This window comes from Rhizobium yanglingense, assembly GCF_977109285.1.
In genome coordinates this window covers 1,970,429-1,989,539 of sequence record NZ_CDSAWY010000005.1, presented here as the reverse complement: position 1 = coordinate 1,989,539, position 19,111 = coordinate 1,970,429, and the positions used below count along the sequence as shown (strand labels likewise).

At 60.8% G+C, this 19,111-nt stretch carries 14 protein-coding genes and 8 pseudogenes; 6 read left to right on the top strand and 16 right to left on the bottom strand.

Annotation, left to right across the window (positions count from 1 at the left end; translation table 11 throughout):
- Nucleotides 1-17: 17 nt before the first annotated feature.
- The 8 genes and pseudogenes from ACW4PC_RS19605 to ACW4PC_RS19570 form a co-directional block, all read right to left on the bottom strand.
- Nucleotides 18-727: pseudogene (locus tag ACW4PC_RS19605) on the bottom strand (GntR family transcriptional regulator); the annotation flags it as partial.
- Nucleotides 728-890: 163 nt separating this feature from the next.
- Nucleotides 891-1,694 carry an endonuclease/exonuclease/phosphatase family protein gene (locus tag ACW4PC_RS19600; protein ID WP_455874868.1) on the bottom strand — a complete coding sequence of 268 codons (804 nt, stop codon included), beginning with the start codon at nt 1,692-1,694 and terminating at the stop codon, nt 891-893.
- 24 nt (nt 1,695-1,718) lie between these two features.
- Nucleotides 1,719-2,159 (bottom strand): ribonuclease HI, encoded by a 441-nt coding sequence (gene rnhA / locus ACW4PC_RS19595; protein ID WP_092583421.1) that lies wholly within the window; start codon nt 2,157-2,159, stop codon nt 1,719-1,721.
- A pseudogene (locus ACW4PC_RS19590) lies at nt 2,156-3,123 on the bottom strand (homoserine kinase). The gene rnhA and the pseudogene ACW4PC_RS19590 overlap by 4 nt, the downstream one beginning before the upstream one ends.
- A gap of 153 nt (nt 3,124-3,276) precedes the next feature.
- On the bottom strand, nt 3,277-3,714 hold the full coding sequence (locus ACW4PC_RS19585) for a hypothetical protein (RefSeq protein ID WP_455874867.1): 438 nt from the start codon (nt 3,712-3,714) through the stop codon (nt 3,277-3,279).
- The gene (ispH, locus tag ACW4PC_RS19580; protein WP_455874866.1) at nt 3,621-4,358 is read right to left on the bottom strand and encodes a 4-hydroxy-3-methylbut-2-enyl diphosphate reductase; all 738 of its coding nucleotides are present in this window, start codon (nt 4,356-4,358) and stop codon (nt 3,621-3,623) included. The genes ACW4PC_RS19585 and ispH overlap by 94 nt, the downstream gene beginning before the upstream one ends.
- Nucleotides 4,359-4,422: 64 nt before the next feature.
- Nucleotides 4,423-5,179 (bottom strand): annotated as a pseudogene (locus tag ACW4PC_RS19575) (SURF1 family protein).
- Nucleotides 5,176-5,560: pseudogene (locus ACW4PC_RS19570) on the bottom strand (DUF983 domain-containing protein). The pseudogenes ACW4PC_RS19575 and ACW4PC_RS19570 overlap by 4 nt, the downstream one beginning before the upstream one ends.
- Nucleotides 5,561-5,687: 127 nt before the next feature.
- Here ACW4PC_RS19570 and ACW4PC_RS19565 point away from each other — a divergent pair.
- Nucleotides 5,688-6,330, top strand: a pseudogene (locus ACW4PC_RS19565) (chloramphenicol phosphotransferase CPT family protein).
- 56 nt (nt 6,331-6,386) lie between these two features.
- Here the strand turns inward: ACW4PC_RS19565 and ACW4PC_RS19560 are convergent.
- The 5 genes and pseudogenes from ACW4PC_RS19560 to coxB all read right to left on the bottom strand — a co-directional run bounded on the left by ACW4PC_RS19560 (nt 6,387) and on the right by coxB (nt 11,720).
- A pseudogene (locus ACW4PC_RS19560) lies at nt 6,387-7,266 on the bottom strand (cytochrome c oxidase subunit 3).
- A 60-nt stretch (nt 7,267-7,326) separates the two neighbouring features.
- A pseudogene (locus ACW4PC_RS19555) lies at nt 7,327-7,877 on the bottom strand (cytochrome c oxidase assembly protein).
- Between the two features lie 209 nt (nt 7,878-8,086).
- A pseudogene (locus tag ACW4PC_RS19550) lies at nt 8,087-9,047 on the bottom strand (heme o synthase).
- A gap of 66 nt (nt 9,048-9,113) precedes the next feature.
- Nucleotides 9,114-10,811, bottom strand: a complete 1,698-nt coding sequence (ctaD, locus tag ACW4PC_RS19545) for a cytochrome c oxidase subunit I (RefSeq protein ID WP_455874865.1) — start codon at nt 10,809-10,811, stop codon at nt 9,114-9,116.
- Nucleotides 10,812-10,829: 18 nt separating this feature from the next.
- Nucleotides 10,830-11,720, bottom strand: a complete 891-nt coding sequence (gene coxB / locus ACW4PC_RS19540) for a cytochrome c oxidase subunit II (protein WP_455874864.1) — start codon at nt 11,718-11,720, stop codon at nt 10,830-10,832.
- A 341-nt stretch (nt 11,721-12,061) separates the two neighbouring features.
- On the opposite strand from coxB, the gene ACW4PC_RS19535 reads away from it, so the two are divergent.
- From ACW4PC_RS19535 to ACW4PC_RS19525, 3 genes are all read left to right on the top strand, one after another.
- A complete protein-coding gene (locus ACW4PC_RS19535) occupies nt 12,062-12,682 on the top strand; it encodes an invasion associated locus B family protein (protein ID WP_022716481.1) in 621 nt (206 codons plus the stop codon).
- Between the two features lie 76 nt (nt 12,683-12,758).
- Nucleotides 12,759-14,174: a metalloprotease TldD gene (gene tldD / locus ACW4PC_RS19530; RefSeq protein WP_455874863.1), complete on the top strand. Its 1,416-nt coding sequence runs from the start codon at nt 12,759-12,761 to the stop codon at nt 14,172-14,174.
- A 16-nt stretch (nt 14,175-14,190) separates the two neighbouring features.
- A complete protein-coding gene (locus tag ACW4PC_RS19525) occupies nt 14,191-14,679 on the top strand; it encodes a GNAT family N-acetyltransferase (protein WP_455874862.1) in 489 nt (162 codons plus the stop codon).
- 236 nt (nt 14,680-14,915) lie between these two features.
- On the opposite strand, the gene ACW4PC_RS19520 is transcribed toward ACW4PC_RS19525, so the two are convergent.
- Both ACW4PC_RS19520 and ACW4PC_RS19515 read right to left on the bottom strand, forming a co-directional pair.
- Complete coding sequence (locus tag ACW4PC_RS19520) at nt 14,916-15,215, bottom strand: pyrophosphohydrolase domain-containing protein (RefSeq protein WP_239595187.1); 300 nt, start codon at nt 15,213-15,215, stop codon at nt 14,916-14,918.
- A gap of 76 nt (nt 15,216-15,291) precedes the next feature.
- On the bottom strand, nt 15,292-16,560 hold the full coding sequence (locus tag ACW4PC_RS19515) for a serine hydrolase (protein ID WP_455874861.1): 1,269 nt from the start codon (nt 16,558-16,560) through the stop codon (nt 15,292-15,294).
- Between the two features lie 220 nt (nt 16,561-16,780).
- Between ACW4PC_RS19515 and ACW4PC_RS19510 the strand changes: the two genes are divergently transcribed.
- A complete protein-coding gene (locus tag ACW4PC_RS19510) occupies nt 16,781-17,824 on the top strand; it encodes a polysaccharide deacetylase family protein (RefSeq protein ID WP_455874860.1) in 1,044 nt (347 codons plus the stop codon).
- A 4-nt stretch (nt 17,825-17,828) separates the two neighbouring features.
- On the opposite strand, the gene pdxH is transcribed toward ACW4PC_RS19510, so the two are convergent.
- Nucleotides 17,829-18,449, bottom strand: a complete 621-nt coding sequence (pdxH, locus tag ACW4PC_RS19505) for a pyridoxamine 5'-phosphate oxidase (RefSeq protein ID WP_039844182.1) — start codon at nt 18,447-18,449, stop codon at nt 17,829-17,831.
- A 66-nt stretch (nt 18,450-18,515) separates the two neighbouring features.
- Here pdxH and ACW4PC_RS19500 point away from each other — a divergent pair, with 66 nt between their 5' ends.
- A complete protein-coding gene (locus ACW4PC_RS19500; RefSeq protein WP_039844181.1) occupies nt 18,516-18,974 on the top strand; it encodes an RT0821/Lpp0805 family surface protein in 459 nt (152 codons plus the stop codon).
- Nucleotides 18,975-19,111 lie beyond the last annotated feature (137 nt).

Here is a 19,111-nt window from a genome sequence, read left to right as displayed (position 1 = left end):
TTTTTCAGTGTGCCTGCCGGTTGGGAAGACACAGTCCTGGGAGGGAGCGACAGGGAGCTGCGCAATTCCGAGAGTGGGTCCGGGCGGGTCGTGAGGTCCAGGCCCGTTTCCACCTCGTCCAGATGTTCGACGGAGAGCTCGGCGGCCTTGACGAAATCGCCTGCCTGCCATGGCCTCGAAGATGCGGCAATGCCCCTCATGAGATTGCACTGCGTGAAATTCCGACTGATAGAGCATCGAAATCAGGATCGTCCTGGCAGTGAGATCGCGCAGGATGTCGACAAGGATCGGGTTGCCGCCGAGTTCGGCGATGCGGATATGGAAGTCACCCATGAGGCAGGTGAGGCGCTGGCGGTCGCCTGCAGCCATCGCAGCCTTTTCCTCGTCGAGGTGGGAGACGCAGAACCGTGCGGCCCTCGTCCGTCAGCGCGCGCATGCCACGCAGCAGGCCGGATTCGATAGCACGCCTTGCCTCATAGACGGTCATCGCCTCTTCGGCGGACGGCTCAACCACAAACCAGCCTCGCCGGGGGCTCACGGTGACGATGCCGCGCGTTTCGAGCCTCATCATCGCCTCGCGCACACGCGTTCGCGAAACGCCGAAGACTGACGCAAGCTGGTTTTCGCTCAGCCGCGTGCCGGGCCGGATCCGGGCGGAAAGAATGCCCGAAACGATGGCCTCTTCGATGTTGCTCTGTGTGCTTTCGGATGTATGGCTGTCTTGCATACAAGACGGGTAAGCAAGCCATATGCCAGTTTTCGCAAATCTTTCATTTACAACGGCTTTCCCACCTGGACCGCGAAACAGTCCGTTGCAATGCCCACTATTTAAGCAGTTTCTTAGTCTGAATAACGACGAGGCGTCGATTGGAGGCAACCGTGTCTGACGGCTACCCAATATCCAGCAAGAGCGGCCGATGGTCGGACACTTCCGGTTCCCCGACGACGTCGAAGCTCACGACGCCGACTTCAGGCGTCACCAGCATATAGTCCGCAAAGCGCCCGTCTTTGGCATAGTGCGATGTTCTCGTATCCGTGAAGCCGCGGGAAGTGACGAGATCGGTGAGGCCGAGTCCACCGAGCACATCGAACATGACGCTTCCGGGCAGCACGTTGAAGTCGCCGCAGACGACGAGACGCTCGCCCTTGCGCCAGATCTGCCCGATCAAGCTCATCAGCGCATCGGCTTGACCCCGGCGTGCGGGCGTATCGCCCTTGCCGGCCATGTCACGCAGGCCATGCAGGTGGGCGATCGTGATCGCTTGACCGGCCCCGTAGTCGAAAAGGCGGATGGCATGGGCGTTGCGGGCGCGCGGATGCTCTCCGTAGCTATCTGCCGAGAAATCGCCATGCACGAAATCTGCGGCGTGGCCGATGACCGCAACCGACCGACGCACGAACGTCGCAAGACCGAATTCCGAAGGCACGCTGTTTTCGTCATCAAAAAGCTCGCCTCTCGCCGTCGGCGCGAAGAAGGCGTCATGCTCGGGAAGAACCGCCTTGATCTCCTCGAAGAGGTTGGCGCGCTGCGGCAGGATGTGGCTGCCATCGCGATATTCCAGCCAGTCGCTCTTGACGGTGACGGAACGGGTAACCTCCTGGAGGCAGAGCACGTCCGCCTCAGCAGCTCGGAAATAGTCCATCAGCGGTCGATGCAGCTTGCCGCCCCAGGCATTCAGCGAAATGATGCGCAATATCGCCTCCCCGGATTTGCCGCCCTACCGCTTCTTGAAGGGCGCCATGCCCATGCGCGCCAGTTCGTCGGCACGCTCGTTTTCCGGATGGCCGGCATGGCCCTTGATCCAGTGGAGCGTCACCTTATGCTTGTTGCGGGCTTCCTCCAGCGCCTGCCAGAGCTCGGCATTCTTCACCGGTTTCTTGTCCGCAGTCTTCCAGCCGTTTTTCTTCCAGCCGAAAATCCACTTGGAAATCCCGTCCTTGACGTAGGCGCTGTCGGTATAGAGATCGACCTCGCAGGGCGTCTTCAGCGCCGAGAGCGCCGAAATCGCCGCCATCAACTCCATGCGGTTATTGGTGGTCTCCGCCTCGCCGCCGGAGAGTTCCTTTTCAATGTCGCCATAACGCAGGATCGCGCCCCAACCGCCAGGACCGGGATTGCCTGAGCACGCGCCGTCGGTGAAAATCTCGACGTGCTTCATGCCGAAAGCCCGTATTCAACAGCCGATGCGACCTGCCGGTGGAAGCGCAGCTTGCGCAGGTATTCGAGCGGGTCCTTCTTGGTGACCATTGCGCCTTCCGGCGTCGTCAGCCAGTCATAGAGGCGGGTCAGGAAGAAGCGGAGCGCAGAACCACGCGCAAGCACAGGAAGCGCTGCGAGTTCGGCACCGTTGAGCGGCCGAACACTCTGGTAGCCTTCCAACATGGCGGTGCCCTTGGTGATGTTGTAGGCTCCGTCCTTTTCAAAGCACCAGGCGTTGAGAATGATCGAGACGTCGTAGGCAAGCAGATCGTTGCAGGCGAAATAGAAATCGATCAGGCCGGACAGCTCATCGCCGAGGAAGAAGACGTTGTCGGGGAAGAGATCGGCATGAATGACGCCGGCCGGAAGGTCCTTCGGCCAGTGGGCGGAGAGGAAATCGATCTCGCCCCGGATTTCGGCAGACAAGCCCTTCTCGACTTCGTCGGCGCGCGCCTCGGACTTATCCCAAAGCAACTTCCAGCCCTCCAGCGACAGCGCGTTCGGCCGCTTCAGTTCGAAACCTTCGCCGGCGATATGCATCTGCGCCAGGGCCTTGCCGACTTCGCGGCAATGTTTCGGCTTCGGGCTTCCTCAGCCACATGCCTTCGAGGAAGGAAATGAGCGCCGCCGGTCGATCCGAAAGCGTACCGAGCAGCGCACCGTCCTTGCGCGGCAGGGGCAGCGGGCAGGACACGCCGCGGGCGGCAAGATGCTGCATCAGGCCGAGGAAGAACGGCAGGTCGGCCTTTTCGACGCGCTTTTCGTAGAGCGTGAGGATCAACGGCTTTTTGGTGGTGTGCAGCAGGAAGTTGGAATTTTCGACGCCTTCCGCAATCCCCTTGTAGGAAAGCAAAGTGCCGGCATCATACTCCGTCAAGAAACCACTTCAAATCGTCTTCTGAAATATCGGTATAGACTGCCAAGGAGGGCTCTCACATTAAATACGCTAGAGTGGTGAAGCGGATGGGGATACCCCCTTTTGTCACTTCGTGACATCTCCCCCACAAGGGGGGAGATTAAAAGCATGCGTCTTGCCTTGCAATCTATCGTCTTCGTCGCGATTGCCGGAGACGGTGCTACTGCCGATCTCCCCCTTTGTGGGGGAGATGCCCGGCACGGCAGAGCAGGGTAAGCGGCACGATCCAAGCCACTAATCCCCGTTCACAAAAGCCATGTCGGCCGTCGTCAGCTCGATGTTGCGCAGTTCCCGGTTGACCAGGAAATGCTCGTTTTCCTGCAACGGTCTCGGCAAGCTCCAACCTGGCGTCGAAACGCGCCTGGAAGGCCTCGATGATCTCGTTGACGATCACTTCCGGCGCGGAGGCACCGGCGGAAAGGCCAAGCGTCGAAATCGGACCTATCTCGTTCCAGTCCAGTTCAGCGGCGCGCTGCACGAGGATCGACTTCTTTGCTCCTGCCCTCAGCGCGACTTCGACAAGGCGCTTGGAGTTAGAGGAATTCGGCGCACCGACGATGATGAAGAGGTCGCAGCCGGGGGCGGCCTGCTTGACCACTTCCTGGCGGTTGGTCGTGGCATAGCAGATCGCAGTCGGCGGCGGGTGCCGTCAGCTTCGGGAAACGCTGCTCGCAGACGCGCAATCACGCCGGCCGTGTCGTCGACCGAAAGCGTCGTCTGGGTCACGTAGCCCAGATTGTCGGGATCGGCAGGCTGATAGGCATCGGCGTCTTCGACCGTCTCGATCAGCGAGACCGAGCCCTCGGGAAGCTGACCCATCGTGCCGATGACTTCCGGATGACCGGCATGGCCGATCAGCACGACATGGCGGCCGAGGCGATTGTGCCGCATCGCCTGCTTGTGAACCTTGGAAACCAGCGGACAGGTGGCATCGAGATAGAAAAGATTGCGGGCGTTCGCATCTTCGGGAACGGACTTCGGGACGCCGTGCGCGGAAAAAACGACGGGCTGGGCGCGGTGCTCCGCCGGTATTTCATCGAGTTCTTCAACGAAGACCGCGCCCTTGGCCTCCAGTCCCTCGACGACGTAGCGATTATGTACGATCTCGTGGCGGACATAGACGGGCGCGCCATAGGATTTCAGCGCCAGCACGACGATCTGGATGGCGCGGTCGACGCCGGCACAGAAGCCGCGCGGTCCGCAAAGCCTGATCGTCAATGGAGGTTTCGCCGCTATGTTCATGTCATGTCCGGTAATCTGGGATAGGGCCTGGTCTAGCCCAATATAAGAAGGAATCGAAGCGATACTATTGCGAGGCCGGCTTGCCGCGCCCGCGGAATCCACGAGATCGCAACGATCACGACCAGCACCACCGCCAGGCCATACCAAGTAAAGGCATATTGCAGGTGGTTGTTCGGCAGGTCGACGTCGGTGACGGCGCCGATCGGCAGGCCTTTCGGGTTGGGCGTCGAATCGGCGTCGACGAAGAAGGGCAAGACGCTCGGCCTTGTTGAGACCGGTGCTTGCGGCCATCACGTCGAGGTCTTTCCAGTAGAAGATGTTCTTGGCGACATCGTTGTCCGGTACGAGCCAGGAAGGCTTTGCCAGGCAGCTTGTTGCGCGTCAGGCCGATGACCATCTGCTCGCCGGTCAGTTGGCCCTGCATGCGCATTTCCGGCTCCTTGTTCTCAAAAGGAACGAAGCCGCGATTGACGAAGAGGTAGCGTCCGTCCGGCAAGCTCAAGCGGGGTGTAGATGTAATAGCCCGTCTGGCCGCGCCAGGTGGCGAAGAAGTGCCGCTCCTTGTTGTTCACATAACGGCCGGTTGTCGTGACGGGCCGGTACTCGATGTCGCCGCCCGAGGCGAGCATCCGCTCGATATCGGCGAGCGGCACCGGCGCCGAGGCGCGGCGCTGCGCAATATCGGCGATCAGCCCTTCCTTCCAATGCAGGCGCTCCACCTGCCAGGTGCCGAGCGAGACGAGGATGGCGAGAGCAATCAGCACGGCAATGCCGGTGAAGACCGGCAGCCTGCGACGCGCCAGCCACGGCCTGGATATCAGTCACTGGAAATGCGTCCTTCACGGGCATTGTGGCGGTATTGCATGGCGATCAGGATGCCCTTGCACCAGCGCAGCGCCACCAGCGAAAGAGCGATCGTCAATGGAGCGAACAGCAGAATGTGCAGCCAGATCGGCGGCGAATAGTTCACCTCCAGCCACAGCACGGAGCCGATGATGATGAAGCCGACGATGAGAATGACGAAGACGGCGGGGCCATCGCCGGAATCGGCAAAGGAATAATCGAGGCCGCAGGCGGCACAGCGTGGCTTCACCGCGAGCACGCCATCGAACAATTTTCCCTGTCCGCAGCGCGGGCAGCAGCCCCGCATCCCGGTCCTAACGGGATCCACCGGCGGGAAAATATGCACTGTCTTCGCTCATCGTCTTCCTTTCGGCCGCAGATCATTTTCAGCCGCGCCTTAACTCTCCCATAAAGTATCTGCAGGACGAAAGGAAATAGCTGCGCGATTTCGCCTCAGCAATTCGCGCCAAACAGAAGAAGAAGCTCATGAGCAACGAGAACCCTGCAGGCCAGATCGTGATCCTGAACGGGGCGCCGCGAAGCGGCAAGACGACGATCGCGAGAGCCGTTCAGCAGCAGTTCGAAGGACCGTGGATGAACCTCGGCGTCGACATCTACAATGCCGCGACGCCGGCGCGCTACCTGCCGGGCATCGGCCTTCGCCCCGGCGGCGAGCGCCCCGATCTTGAGGAACTGGTGCCGTTCTTCTACGCGGCACTCTACGAGTCCATCGCCATCCATGCCGGGCTCGGGCTCAATGTCGTTGCCGACCTCGGTCATCACGACGCCTATTCGCAGCCGCTCGGGATTCTCACCGATTGCGCCCGGCGGCTTGAAGGTTTCCCGGTTCTCTTCGTCGGTGTGCGCTGCCCGCTCGACGTCATCATGGAGCGCCGCAACATCGACGAGCCCGGGCGCGAGAATCTCTACGAAAAAGGCAATGGCGAGGTCCCTGTTCCGGACCCCGTGCGGCGCTGGCAGGAGGAGGTGCACAGGCCGCGGTATCTACGATCTCGAGCTCGATACCTCGGTATTGACGCCATATGAATGCGCCGAGGCGATCCGGCACCAACTCGATCTCGGAATTGCGGAGCCATCGGCCTTCGAGCGGATCGCTGCTTCAAGGTAGCGATGAAAAAAGGCGGGCGCCGATGGCTCCCGCCTTTCTGATTTTCTTTCGCTCCATCAGCCTGCCGCGACAGGAGCGCCCCAGCCGCCCCAGACGTAGATGCAGAAGAACAGGAAGAGCCAGACGACGTCGACGAAATGCCAGTACCAGGCGGCGGCTTCGAAACCGAAGTGCTGCTTCGGCGTGAAGTCGCCACGAAGCGCGCGCAGCAGGCAGACCAGCAGGAAGATCGTTCCGATCTGCACGTGGAAACCGTGGAAGCCGGTCGCCATGAAGAAGGTGGCGCCGTAGATCGAGTTCTTGAATGCGAAGGGCGCGTGCATGTACTCGTAAGCCTGGACGCCGGAAAACAGGACGCCGAGCAGGACGGTGAGCGTCAGGCCCTGAATGAGACCTCTGCGATCATTGTGCAGCAGCGCGTGGTGCGCCCAGGTGACCGTCGTGCCTGACAGCAGCAGGATGACGGTGTTGTAGATCGGCAGGTGCCAGGGATCGAGAACCTCAATGCCCTTCGGCGGCCACTGGCCACCCGTATATGCGAGGCGCGACGCCTGGATCGCTTCATTCGCAAAGAGACTGGCGTCGAAATAGGCCCAGAACCAGGCGACGAAGAACATCACTTCCGAGGCGATGAACATGATCATGCCGTAGCGCAGATGCAGCGAGACGACGCGGGTATGGGCACCCTCATGAGCCTCCTTCACCGTATCGGCCCACCAGCCGTACATGACATAGAGGATCAGTACGAGGCCGATGTAAAACAGCCAGGGCTGGGCCCAGCTCGACACCAAAGAGGTGCAGCGAACCGCCGTTCAGGTAGCGCATATAGCCGACGCCGCCGAATGTTACGATGAAGGCGCCAAGCGACGCCAGAATCGGCCACGGGCTTGGGTCGATGATGTGGTAGTCGTGATTTTTCTGATGTGCATCGGCCATGTCAGATCCCCGGATGTCTTCCTTCGCTTCGCCTCCGGCATAGCCGGAAACGATCCTCAATCAAAGTTTCTTTTCAACCTTCTGCGCTCTACCCTCGTTCGAAGCCACCGGCTTCGGTCCCTCTTTCGGGTAGAACGTATATGACAGCGTAATCGTGTGGATGTCTTTCGAACTCGACGGCCTTGGTAATATCCGGATCGATATAGAACACCACGGGCATTTCAAGCTTCTCGCCCGGCTTCAGATCCGTTTCGGTAAAGCAGAAGCACTGGATCTTGTTGAAGTAGACCCCCGCCTCGCCCGGCGTCACGTTGAAGACTGCCTGGCCGCGCTGCGTCTCGTTCGACTTGTTCTCCGCCACGAAATTGACCTGGATGGTCTCGCCGATGCGCGGATTGACCTCGCGCTGCACCGGCTTGAAGTCCCAGTACAGGCCCGACGCCACATTGGCGTCGAAAGTCACGCGCATCTTGCGGTCGAGGATGACGCTCGACGCCTGATCGACGCGCTGGGTGGTGCCGTTGTAACCCGTCATCTGGCAGAAGATGCGGTAGAGCGGAACCGCGGCATAGCTCATCGCCGTCATACCGATGACGAAGCTGCAGGCACATGAAGACGACGGCGCCGTTGTTGCGGCCGCTGCTCTGATTCCTGTGCGTTTACGCGTACTCGCTCATCGGTTCAGCCCTCCGTGCCCGGTGAACTTCACGATGGTGATGGCGTAGAAGAGAACGCAAAGGCCAGCAAGCGCGAGGCCGAGAGCGATGTTCCGGTTGCGGCGCGACTTGCGCTGCGCTTCCGTGAGCTTGCACCGTTTCCATCAGAGCAAACCTCCTGCATGCGAGACCAGCATGGTAGCGAGCCGGTCTATCAGACAGGGCAGAGAAGATGGCGAAGAGATAAAAGCATCGAGAAAGCAAAAAGCTTCTTCGCCGGGATCATCTTGGCGATCGCCATCCGGCATGCGCCAGACGGCGATGCGAACAGTATATGAAGACCGCGCCGAGCGCTGCAGCGACAAGACCGTATCCGGCGCTCGCAAAGCCGAGGAAGGACGGAACTACGCCGCACACGGCCGTCAATACGGCATAGGCGACGATCTGGTGCTTGGTGGCGCGCTCGCCAGATACGTTCGGCAGCATCGGCACGCCGACGGCCTCATAATCGCGCATCTTGAACAACGCGAGCGCCCAGAAATGCGCCGGCGTCCAGAGGAAGATGATGAGAAACAGGACGGTGCTTTCAATCGTCACCGAATTCGTCACGCACGCCCAGCCAATCATCGGCGGGAAGGCGCCGGCGGCACCGCCTATGACAATGTTCTGCGGCGTCGAACGCTTCAGCCACATCGTGTAGATGACGACGTAGAAGAAAATCGTGAAGGCGAGGATCGATGCCGAGAGCCAGTTGACCGCGAGGCCGAGGATGACGACCGAAAAACAGGAGAGGATCAGGCCGAAGGCCAGTGCTTCCTTCGGCGTGATGCGACCTGCCGGAATCGGGCGGCGCGCGGTGCGGGTCATGATGGCGTCGATATCGGCATCGTACCACATGTTGAGCGCACCCGAGGCGCCTGCGCCGATGGCAATGCAGAGGATCGAAATCAGGCCGAGCACGGGATTGATGTGGCCGGGTGCCAGCACGAGGCCGGCAAAAGCCGTGAAGACCACGAGCGACATGACGCGCGGCTTCAGAAGCTCGAAATAATCGCGCGCACTGGCTTCCGACAGGAGATGTTCGCCGTCGTTCACAAGTACCTCGTGATTGTTTATGACCCTCATTCTTCCGTCCTGCATTCTTCAAGGCCGGACGCCGCATTTGCATGCGGCGCCCGGAATATCAGCATCTTACTTGATGCGCGGGAGCTGTTCCCACTGGTGATACGGCGGCGGCGAAGGCAGCTGCCATTCGAGCGTCGTGGCACCCTCGCCCCACGGATTGTCGCCGGCGACGCGCTTCCTGGCGAAGGCTTCAAAGACGCCGAAGAGGAAGATCAGCACGCCGAAGGCCGAGATGTAGGAACCGATCGAGGAAACATAGTTCCAGCCGGCAAATGCATCCGGATAGTCGATGTAACGGCGCGGCATTCCAGCAAGGCCGAGGAAATGCTGCGGGAAGAACACCAGGTTGACCCCAATGAACATGACCCAGAAGTGCAGCTTGCCGACGAACTCGTTGTACATGTAGCCGGTCATCTTCGGGAACCAGTAGTACCAGCCTGCGAAGATAGCGAAAACGGCACCGAGCGACAGAACGTAGTGGAAATGGGCCACGACGTAATAGGTGTCATGCAGCGAGCGGTCGAGACCGGCGTTAGCGAGCTGAACACCCGTCACGCCGCCCACCGTGAACAGGAAGATGAAGCCGATCGCCCAGAGCATCGGCGTGCGGAAGGTGATCGAGCCGCCCCACATCGTTGCGATCCACGAAAAGATCTTCACGCCCGTCGGAACGGCGATGACCATCGTCGCGAAGACGAAGTAGCGCTGCGCATCGAGCGACAGGCCGACCGTATACATGTGGTGGGCCCAGACGACGAAGCCAACGGCACCGATCGCGACCATGGCATATGCCATGCCAAGGTAGCCGAAGACCGGCTTGCGCGAGAAGGTCGAGATGATGTGGCTGACCATGCCGAAGCCTGGCAGGATCAGGATGTAGACTTCCGGGTGACCGAAGAACCAGAACAGGTGCTGGTACAGAATCGGATCGCCGCCGCCTTCCGGCGCGAAGAACGACGTGCCGAAGTTGCGATCGGTGAGCAGCATGGTGATGCCGCCTGCCAGAACCGGCAGCGAGAGCAGCAGCAGGAAAGCCGTGATCAGAACGGCCCAGGCGAAGAGCGGCATCTTGTGCAGCGTCATGCCCGGAGCGCGCATGTTCAGGATCGTGGTGATGAAGTTGATCGCACCGAGGATCGAGGAGGCTCCCGCGACATGCAGCGCAAAGATCGCAAGATCGACCGCCGGACCGGGCGCACCGGAGGTGGCAAGCGGCGGGTAGAGCGTCCAGCCGCCGCCGGCACCGTAAGCGCCCGCCGGGCCTTCGACGAACATCGAAAGCACGAGCAAAAGGAAGGCAGGAACGATCAGCCAGAAGGAAATGTTGTTCAGACGCGGGAATGCCATGTCCGGCGCACCGATCATGATCGGCACCATCCAGTTGGCGAAACCGCCGATCATCGCGGGCATCACCATGAAGAAGATCATGATCAGCGCGTGCGCGGTCGTGAACATGTTGAACATCTGCTTGGCGCCGTCGATGGCGGCGTCGCCTTCGTAACCATAGACCATCGAGGCCAGGCCGTGGAAGATCTGGATGCCCGGCTCCTGAAGCTCCATGCGCATGGCAACAGAGAGCGCGCCGCCGACGATGCCGGCAATGATCGCGAAGATCAGGTAGAGCGTGCCGATGTCCTTGTGGTTCGTCGAAAAGAACCAGCGGTTGACGAAGCTCGGCTTGTGCGAGTGGTCGTGATGATCGTCATGCGCATGAGCGTCATGCGAGCGATCATGAGAATGATCGTGAGCGGAAGGTCCAGCCATTGTCCCGAGCCCCTTCTATTACTGTACGTTTTCGGCGACGTCGACGGTCTTTGCAGGACCGTCGGTGGCAGCCATGAGAGCCTTGTAGGCTCCAGGAAGATCAGAAGCGGCAGCCGTCAGCCACTGCTTGTACTTGTCTTCGGAGACGACGCGGATCGCGATCGGCATGAACGCGTGATCCTTGCCGCAGAGTTCGGAACACTGGCCGTAGAACAGGCCTTCGCGCTCCGTCTTGAACCAGGTTTCATTCAAACGGCCAGGAACGGCGTCGATCTTGATGCCGAAGGACGGCATGGCGAAAGCGTGAATGACGTCGGTCGGAGAGGCAGTCACGAGAACACGGACCGTCTTGTTGACCGGCAGAACCACTTCGTTGTCGACGGCGAGCAGACGCGGATAGGTGGCGAGGTCGGACTTGCCGGCAGCTGCGCGATCTGGATCCTTGAGCAGGAAGGAATCGAAGGTGAGCGGCGTCTCGCCGGTGCCTGCGTATTCGTAATTCCACTGCCACTGGGTGGCCGTCGCTTTCAGCGTGACATCCGGGTTTTCCGGTAGGGTGAGCTGCGCCGTCAAAAGGTTGAACGACGGAACAGCGAGGAGGAGAAGAACGAGGACCGGCCCGACGGTCCAGATGACTTCGATCAGCGTGTTGTGGCTCGTCTTCGAAGGCACCGGATTGGCGCTGGCGCGGAACTTGAAACAGACGACGATCAGCAGCACGAGAACGAAAAGCGTGATCGGAACGATGAACCACAGCGTATATTGTTCGAACCAGCGGATTTCCCGCATGATCGGCGTTGCCGCCGGCTGCAGCGTTGCCTGCCACGGCAGCGGCTGATCGGCAAAACTGCCGGAAGCAAAAAGCAGACAGACCAGCGCGGCCAGTGCTGCATAAGCCTTCTTAATCACCTTAGTATCTCCCTCGAGCGCTTGATCTGCCACAAATCGAACGCAGAATCCTTGCCATCTTCAGCGCTTCAAACCACAGTTTGCCATCTACCGCAACAGGCCAGAGCGATTGTCTATGCGGCATTTTTGCCTAAAGTCAAATTCCGCAGCCAGGGCAAAACATTGCTGAAGATTTTCATGGTCATATGAAAAAGACCGGCTGCAACCAATCCGCCCTCCCGACAATATCGGCGAAAGGTCCTATTTCTGCCGTAGTCCCCCGGTTTTGACGGGGCGGGGCTTTTCATTTCCGATGGCGGCCTTCAACAATAGCGGCACTGATTCGAATTCCAGAGGTTTCCATGGGTTTCCGTTCCCTCGCGCGGTCGCTTATTCTGACCACCAGCATCGCAGCCGCGGCGACAACCCCCGTATTCGCCCAGCAGCAGCCTGCGCCGAAGCCGCCTGCCCAGCAACCGGCGCCGGCACAGCCGGCACCAGCGCAACCGGATCGCCCGCAGCAGGCAACGCCCGGACAAAGCCAGCCGCAGGCCCCCGGAACCGTGAAGTCCAACCACGGCGCTTGGTCCGTCGTCTGCGACAAGCCGGCTGGCGCTTCGGCCGAGCAATGCGCGCTGATGCAGAACGTGATTGCCGAAGACCGGCCGGAGGTCGGCCTCTCGGTCGTCGTGCTGAAGACCGCCGACCGCAAGTCGAAGATCCTCCGCGTTCTGGCGCCGCTCGGTGTCCTGCTGCCGAACGGCCTCGGCCTCAATGTCGACGGCAAGGACATCGGCCGCGCCTATTTCGTGCGCTGCTTTGCCGACGGCTGCTACGCCGAAGTCGTGCTCGAGGACGAGCTGCTGAAGACATTCCGCAGCGGCACCAGCGCCACTTTCATCGTCTTCCAGACGCCCGAAGAAGGCATCGGTATTCCGGTCGACCTCAAGGGCTTTGCAGAAGGCTACGACGCCCTGCCCTGATAAGGGCTTGCTCGAACAGCTCTGCGGACCTACATCGGCCTGGAAGCGTTTCTGCTTCGAAGCGGAGAATACGACTATGAATACCGACCTGCTGACGCTGTTCGACGCCGACGAAACGACGATGCGCAAACACGTTGCCGAGGCGCTTTCCGGCTCCGATGATGGCGAGCTCTTCATCGAGCATGCGCAGGCGGAATTGCTGATGTTCGACAATGGCCGCCTCAAGGGCGGAAGCTTCAATACCGAGCAGGGTTTCGGCCTTCGCGCCGTCGCCGGCGAAGCGGTCGGCTACGCGCATGCAGGCGATCTTTCGGTTGCGGCGCTGAAGCGCGCGGCAGAGGCCGTTGGAGCGGTCACGAAGGGCTATTCCGGCAGCTACGCCGCAGCGCCCCAGCGCACCAACAAGAAATTCTACGGCGACGAGAACCCGATCGGCTCACCAACCTTCGAAGAGAAGGTTAAAGTCCTGACCGATATCGACGCATACCTGCGCGGCAAGGACGACAAGGTGCGCCAGGTGACGGCGTCGGTCGCCGCAAGCTGGCAGGTTGTCGATATCCTGCGCGCCGATGGTCATCGCGTTCGCGATATCCGCCCGATGACGCGCATCAACATCTCTGTCATCGTCGGGAAGGGCGATCGGCAGGAAAGCGGCTCCTATGGCAGCGGCGGGCGCATCGGCTTCGGCGATTTTATTGCCGAGGGCAATTGGCAGCACGGTGCCGACGAGGCGCTTCGTCAGGCACTCGTCAATCTCGAAGCGATCGAGGCACCGGCCGGCACAATGGATGTCGTTCTCGGCTCCGGCTGGCCGGGCGTTATGCTGCACGAAGCGGTCGGCCATGGCCTCGAAGGCGATTTCAATCGCAAAAGGACCTCGGCCTTCGCCGGCCTGCTTGGCCAGATGGTGGCTGCACCGGGCGTCACCGTGGTCGATGACGGCACGATCGACAGCCGACGCGGCTCGATCACCATCGACGACGAGGGCACGCCCTCCGGCTACAACGTGCTCATCGAGAACGGTAAGCTCGTTGGCTACATGCAGGACCGCCAGAACGCCCGGCTGATGGGCATGCAGCCGACCGGCAACGGCCGCCGCCAGGGCTATGCCCATGTGCCGATGCCGCGCATGACCAACACCTACATGCTCGGCGGCGACAAGATGCCGGAAGAGATCATCGCTTCCGTGAGGAAGGGCATCTATGCCGTCTCCTTCGGCGGCGGCCAGGTGGACATCACCTCCGGCAAGTTCGTCTTCGGCTGCACCGAAGCTTACCTCATCGAGAACGGCAAGGTCGGCGCACCAATCAAGGGCGCGATGCTGATCGGCAACGGCCCGGATGCGATGAAGCGCGTCTCGATGATCGGCAACGATATGAAGCTCGACACCGGCATCGGCAATTGCGGCAAGGCCGGACAGTGGGTTCCGGTCGGCGTCGGACAGCCGCATCTGCGCATGGACCAGGTGACCGTCGGCGGCACGAAAGCCTAACGATCCGGAGGTGGCGATGAGCGAGATCGAGATCAGACCCTTCGCCGCCCCTGACATCGATGGCGTCTTTTCGGTCATCCTGCCGATCCAGCGCGACGAATTCGGCTTCGCGATCACAGCCGACGACCAACCAGATCTGCAGGTCATCCCGGATTTCTACCAGTCCGGCAAAGGCCAGTTCTGGGTCGCGGAGCTTGACGGCGTCATCGTCGGCACGATCGGCCTCAAGGATATCGGCAACAACCGGGCAGCGCTCCGCAAGATGTTCGTCGCCGCGCCCGTGCGCGGCTCCCGGCACGGCGTTGCCGCAAGGCTGCTCGACACGCTCTTTACCCATGCCAAAGCACACGGCATTCTCGAGATCTTCCTCGGCACGACCGACAGGTTCCTGGCCGCGCATCGCTTTTACGAGAAGAACGGCTTCACTGAGATCAAGCGCGGCGACCTTCCCCGCTCCTTCCCCTTGATGGCCGTGGACAACAAGTTCTACCGGAGGGCGGTCTAGCTGATCGTCCACCGGACCAACGTCTCAGTGAAGGAGTAATGTTTGGCGGCAGAAGGTCCTGCTGAATATCACCTCACCTTGGATGTTCGGCGCATGAAACGCGCTTCGAGGCCTCGCCAGACGCTAACGCAGCTATTTTGAGCTGATGAACGAAAGGGAGCGCCGTCTTACACCGAAGAACAGTGCGGGTGGTGGATCGCCGAGAGCTTGCGGCGTGGCAAGGCGACTTCCCTAGCTTACGGCCTAAACAGCCACTTGCGCTCGATCGCTCGTGCGAGGTCGATGCCGTTTTGGCGGGCGAAAAGCAGGATGTGGCCGAGCATATCGGCCGTTTCGTCGGCGAGGTCCTGCTTCAGTTCGTCCGGCGCCTTGCCTTTCGGGCGCCCTCTGCCGCTCACGCGGTTCCAGGCCTGCGTGAGTTCGCCCATTTCTTCCTGCAGCTTCAGGAGATACCAGTCCGGATCTCTTTCGATGCCATTCACTTCAGCATAACGGCGGGAAGAGGATTCAAACTTTTCCGCGAGATCGGCAAGCATCGGCGTTCTCCTTTTGTATCCAAAACAGGAGAATGCCGATTCGTCCGGATTGTCCAGCGAAGGGTGTTTGGGAAGCTTAGCCTTGGTTGGCGAGCAGCACGCAGTCGTAGGAGCGCTTCTTGAGGGCTTCGCAGGCGGCGGTGGCGGCCTGCTCGCTTTCGAACCCGACGAAGCGGGCGCGGTAGATGGCGTTGGCGCCGGTGCCGAAGGCTTCCGTATAGGGCGTTGCGGATTTCAGCGCCATGCCGCCTGCGGATTTTGCCTGCGCAAGCAGCGCATGGGCGGCATCGGCGCTTGGAGCGGCGGAAATCTGGATCTGCCAGCCGCGGGTCGACGGCTGCGGCTTGCCAGCATTGGCCATTTCCTCAAGTGCTGCCGGACGCTCCAAGGGAACGGCTGCCGTGTCAGAGTAACCGAGCGCGAAAGGAGCGTTGCCGGTTTCGCCTTCGCTTCGTGGCGCGGCGGCTGCAAGCGGCGCATCCGTATCGGCGGCGGCGGAGGCAACTTCGACCGGCTGCTTGGCGCCGACGCTTGCAAGCAGCCTGCCGCCGCTGGAAGCGCGGCCGAGATACTTGTCGAGTAGTGCGGCCATCTGGGCATCGCGGCTGCGGGCCGTGCGGCCGCCGAGAACGACGCCGACGACGCGGCGGTTGCCATCGCGCACGGCGCTCACGAGATTGAAACCGGAGGCGTTCGTGTAACCCGTTTTGATGCCGTCCATACCCTGGTAGCGAACCATCAGGTTGTTATGTCCGCGGATGGTTTTGCCGCGGAAGGTGAACGCCGTCATCGAAAAGAGCCGGTATTCCCTCGGATAGTGTTTGAGCAGCGCGACGCCAAGGGTGGACATGTCGCGGGCCGTCGTCACCTGCCGCTTATCCGGCAGGCCGGAAGCGTTATAAAAGACGGTATGGTTCATGCCGAGCTGACGGGCCTTCTGCGTCATTACGCGGGCGAAGTTGCTTTCGGAGCCCGCGAGCGTTTCGCCCACCGCGGCCGCGGCATCATTCGCGGATTTAACGATCATCCCATAGACGGCTTCGCGCACGGTGATCATTCCGCCCGCCTTCACGCCGAGCTTTGTCGGCGGGCGGCTGGATGCGTATTTCGACATGACGATCGGCGTGTCCCAAGTGATCTTGCCGCGGTTCAGCGCCTCGAAGGTGAGGTAGAGCGTCATCATCTTGGTGAGCGACGCCGGGTGGTTCAGCACATCACCGTTCTCCGACGCGAGAACCTTGCCTGTCCGGGCATCGAGGATGAGGGAGGCGCTGCCGGCCATGGCCGCGATCGGTGCCGAAACGGCAAGCATCACAGCTAGAAATGCGGCCAACAACCTTTTCATGAAGTCCCCTCAATACAAGTGCCGACTGCGGCGAAGCCAAAACATGTCCCGTTCCGCGACAGAAGCCGCTAATCTGGCGCGACTTTGACGCAACGGACACTGATTTTTTAAGTTTTCTTTGCTCTTGGTGAACGGAACGTAAAGATTTCACCTGAAAATGCAACGTTCAACAACGCTTAACTCCATAATTGATAAGTTCGCCCGTCTTCAGGGAGGCGGAATGCACAGGCTGTGGAAAAGTCGCGCGAAACGGATCGCCATTACCGGCGGGCTCGAAGCTGCGCATCTCATCGCTGCTCTCCGGCTCATGCGCAGCGCGCGCGGGCGCGGCGCGATCTTCACCCTGCATCATGTCAGGCCGCACGAGCCGCATGCTTTCGAGCCGAATGCACACCTCGAAATCACGCCGGCATTTCTCGATGCGGCACTGACGCGGCTTGCGCGTGACGGGTACCGTTTCGTCGCGCTGGACGAGATTCCGGCATTGCTTTCCGGACCGGCCGACCAGCCCTTTGCAGCCTTTAGCCTGGACGACGGCTACCGCAACAACCTCGTTCACGCCTATCCGATCTTCGAGAAGCACGAGGCACCCTTTACCGTGTTCGTGGCAAAGGGCCTGACGGAGCGCACGCACACGATCTGGTGGGAGACGCTTGCCGCCGTCCTGCGGAAGGCCGAAAAGGTCCACTTCGATTTCGGCGGAGGCGAAGAGGCCATCACGCTTTTCACATTGGCCGATCAGCATGCGGCATTCTCGCGGTTCGCAGCCCATGTCCACGGCACCGACGAGGCCTCGGCGGTTGCGAAGATCGATGCGCTCGCTCGTCACCATGAGATCGATCCGGCCGAACTCGTCGACGATCTCGTGATGAGCGCGGCGGAACTCAATCTTCTCGACGCAAGCCCCCTCGCCTCCATCGGCGCCCATACGGTCAGCCACCGCGCGCTCGCGCGGCTTCCGGACGCCGAAGCACGGGAGGAAATGGCGCTTTCCGCCGACCATGTAGAGGCGATTACCGGCAAACGGCCGGAAACCTTCGCATTCCCATATGGCACACCCGAAGCAGCAACCCGTCGCGATGCGGCAATCGCAGCCGAACTCAGGTTCAAGGTCGCGGTGACGACCCGGCCGGGCGTCGTGCGGCCGGACCTGCCTGGCAGCACCACCTATCTGCCGCGGCTCTCTCTCAATGGCTTTTACCAGAAGCCGCGCTATGTCTCGGCACTCGCCTCCGGCATCCCGCTGAAGCTGATGGGCCGTTAACCGCTTAAGGATACATCCTGATCTTTTGCCAATCGCCTTCCGGGGCCTTGCGGCGGAATTCGATGCGGTCGTGCAGGCGGAAGTTTTGGTCCTTCCAGAATTCGATCGAAACCGGCTTGATGCGGAAACCCGACCAGTAGGGCGGCCGCGGGATTTCGCCGATGGCATAACGCGCCGTATATTCGGCCACGGCTCTTTCCAGCGCAAAACGGCTTTCCAGCGGACGGGACTGCTTGGATGCCCAGGCGCCGATGCGGCTGCCGCGGGCGCGCGTCTGGAAATAAGCGTCGGCTTCCTCCTCGGTCACGATTTCCACAGGACCGCGCACGCGCACTTGCCGTCGCAGCGTTTTCCAGTGAAAACACATGGCGGCTTTTTTCTGCCCCAAGATTTCGCGGCCTTTCTGACTCTCGAAATTGGTGTAGAAGACGAATCCGTCGCTATCGAATCCCTTCAGGAGAACCATGCGGACATTGGGAAGGCCATCTTCATCGACCGTCGCAAGCGCTACCGCATTCGGATCGTTTATCTCGGAACCCTCGGCATCTTTTAGCCATTCCGCGAAAAGCTTGAACGGCTCGTCGCGCTCGGTGAAGTCACCGCTTATTAACTCATTTGCCGACATATTAGCTCAAATGCCCCGGGTTTATTGGTTTAATGCCCAGCTTTTCACGACTGGACAGGACGCAGGGTGGAAGTCATAGCAAAGTCAAATCGCCATACAAAGGGCCTGCTGTGCCGTTGCGCCACGTTGTTCGTCATCGGCGCGGCGATGCTGCCGCTTTCTGGCTGCATGACGGGCGGTTTTGACTTCCTGAGCGATTCGAAGGTGGACCGTTCGGTTGCCACCGGAACCGTGCCGCAGACGCCGCCGAGCACCGATACGCTTTCCGACGAAATGACGGTTCGCAACGCGGTCACCTCTGCCGACATCCAGAGGATGGCCGGCCAGCCGCTGCCCTGGGCGAATTCCTCCACCGGCAGCGCCGGCGTCATCGACACGATCGTCGAAAACAACGATCAGGGCCAGGTCTGCCGCCAGTTCCGCACGACGCGGCACTCCTATGCGGGCATTGCCAAATTCTACGGCAAGACCTGCCTCGTCGGCGGCGGCAACTGGCAACTGCTGAGCTTCCAGCCGGAAGGCTGACCCGCTTCAAGACATGATTAATCGCAGCCGGACCGCAGCCGCAATACTTAGCAGAAAGCTAACCATTTGCGGCGAAAGCCGCATTCCCCTCCCGAAAAATAAGGACTGATTAGTAACTCTGACGCACGATCGGCTCA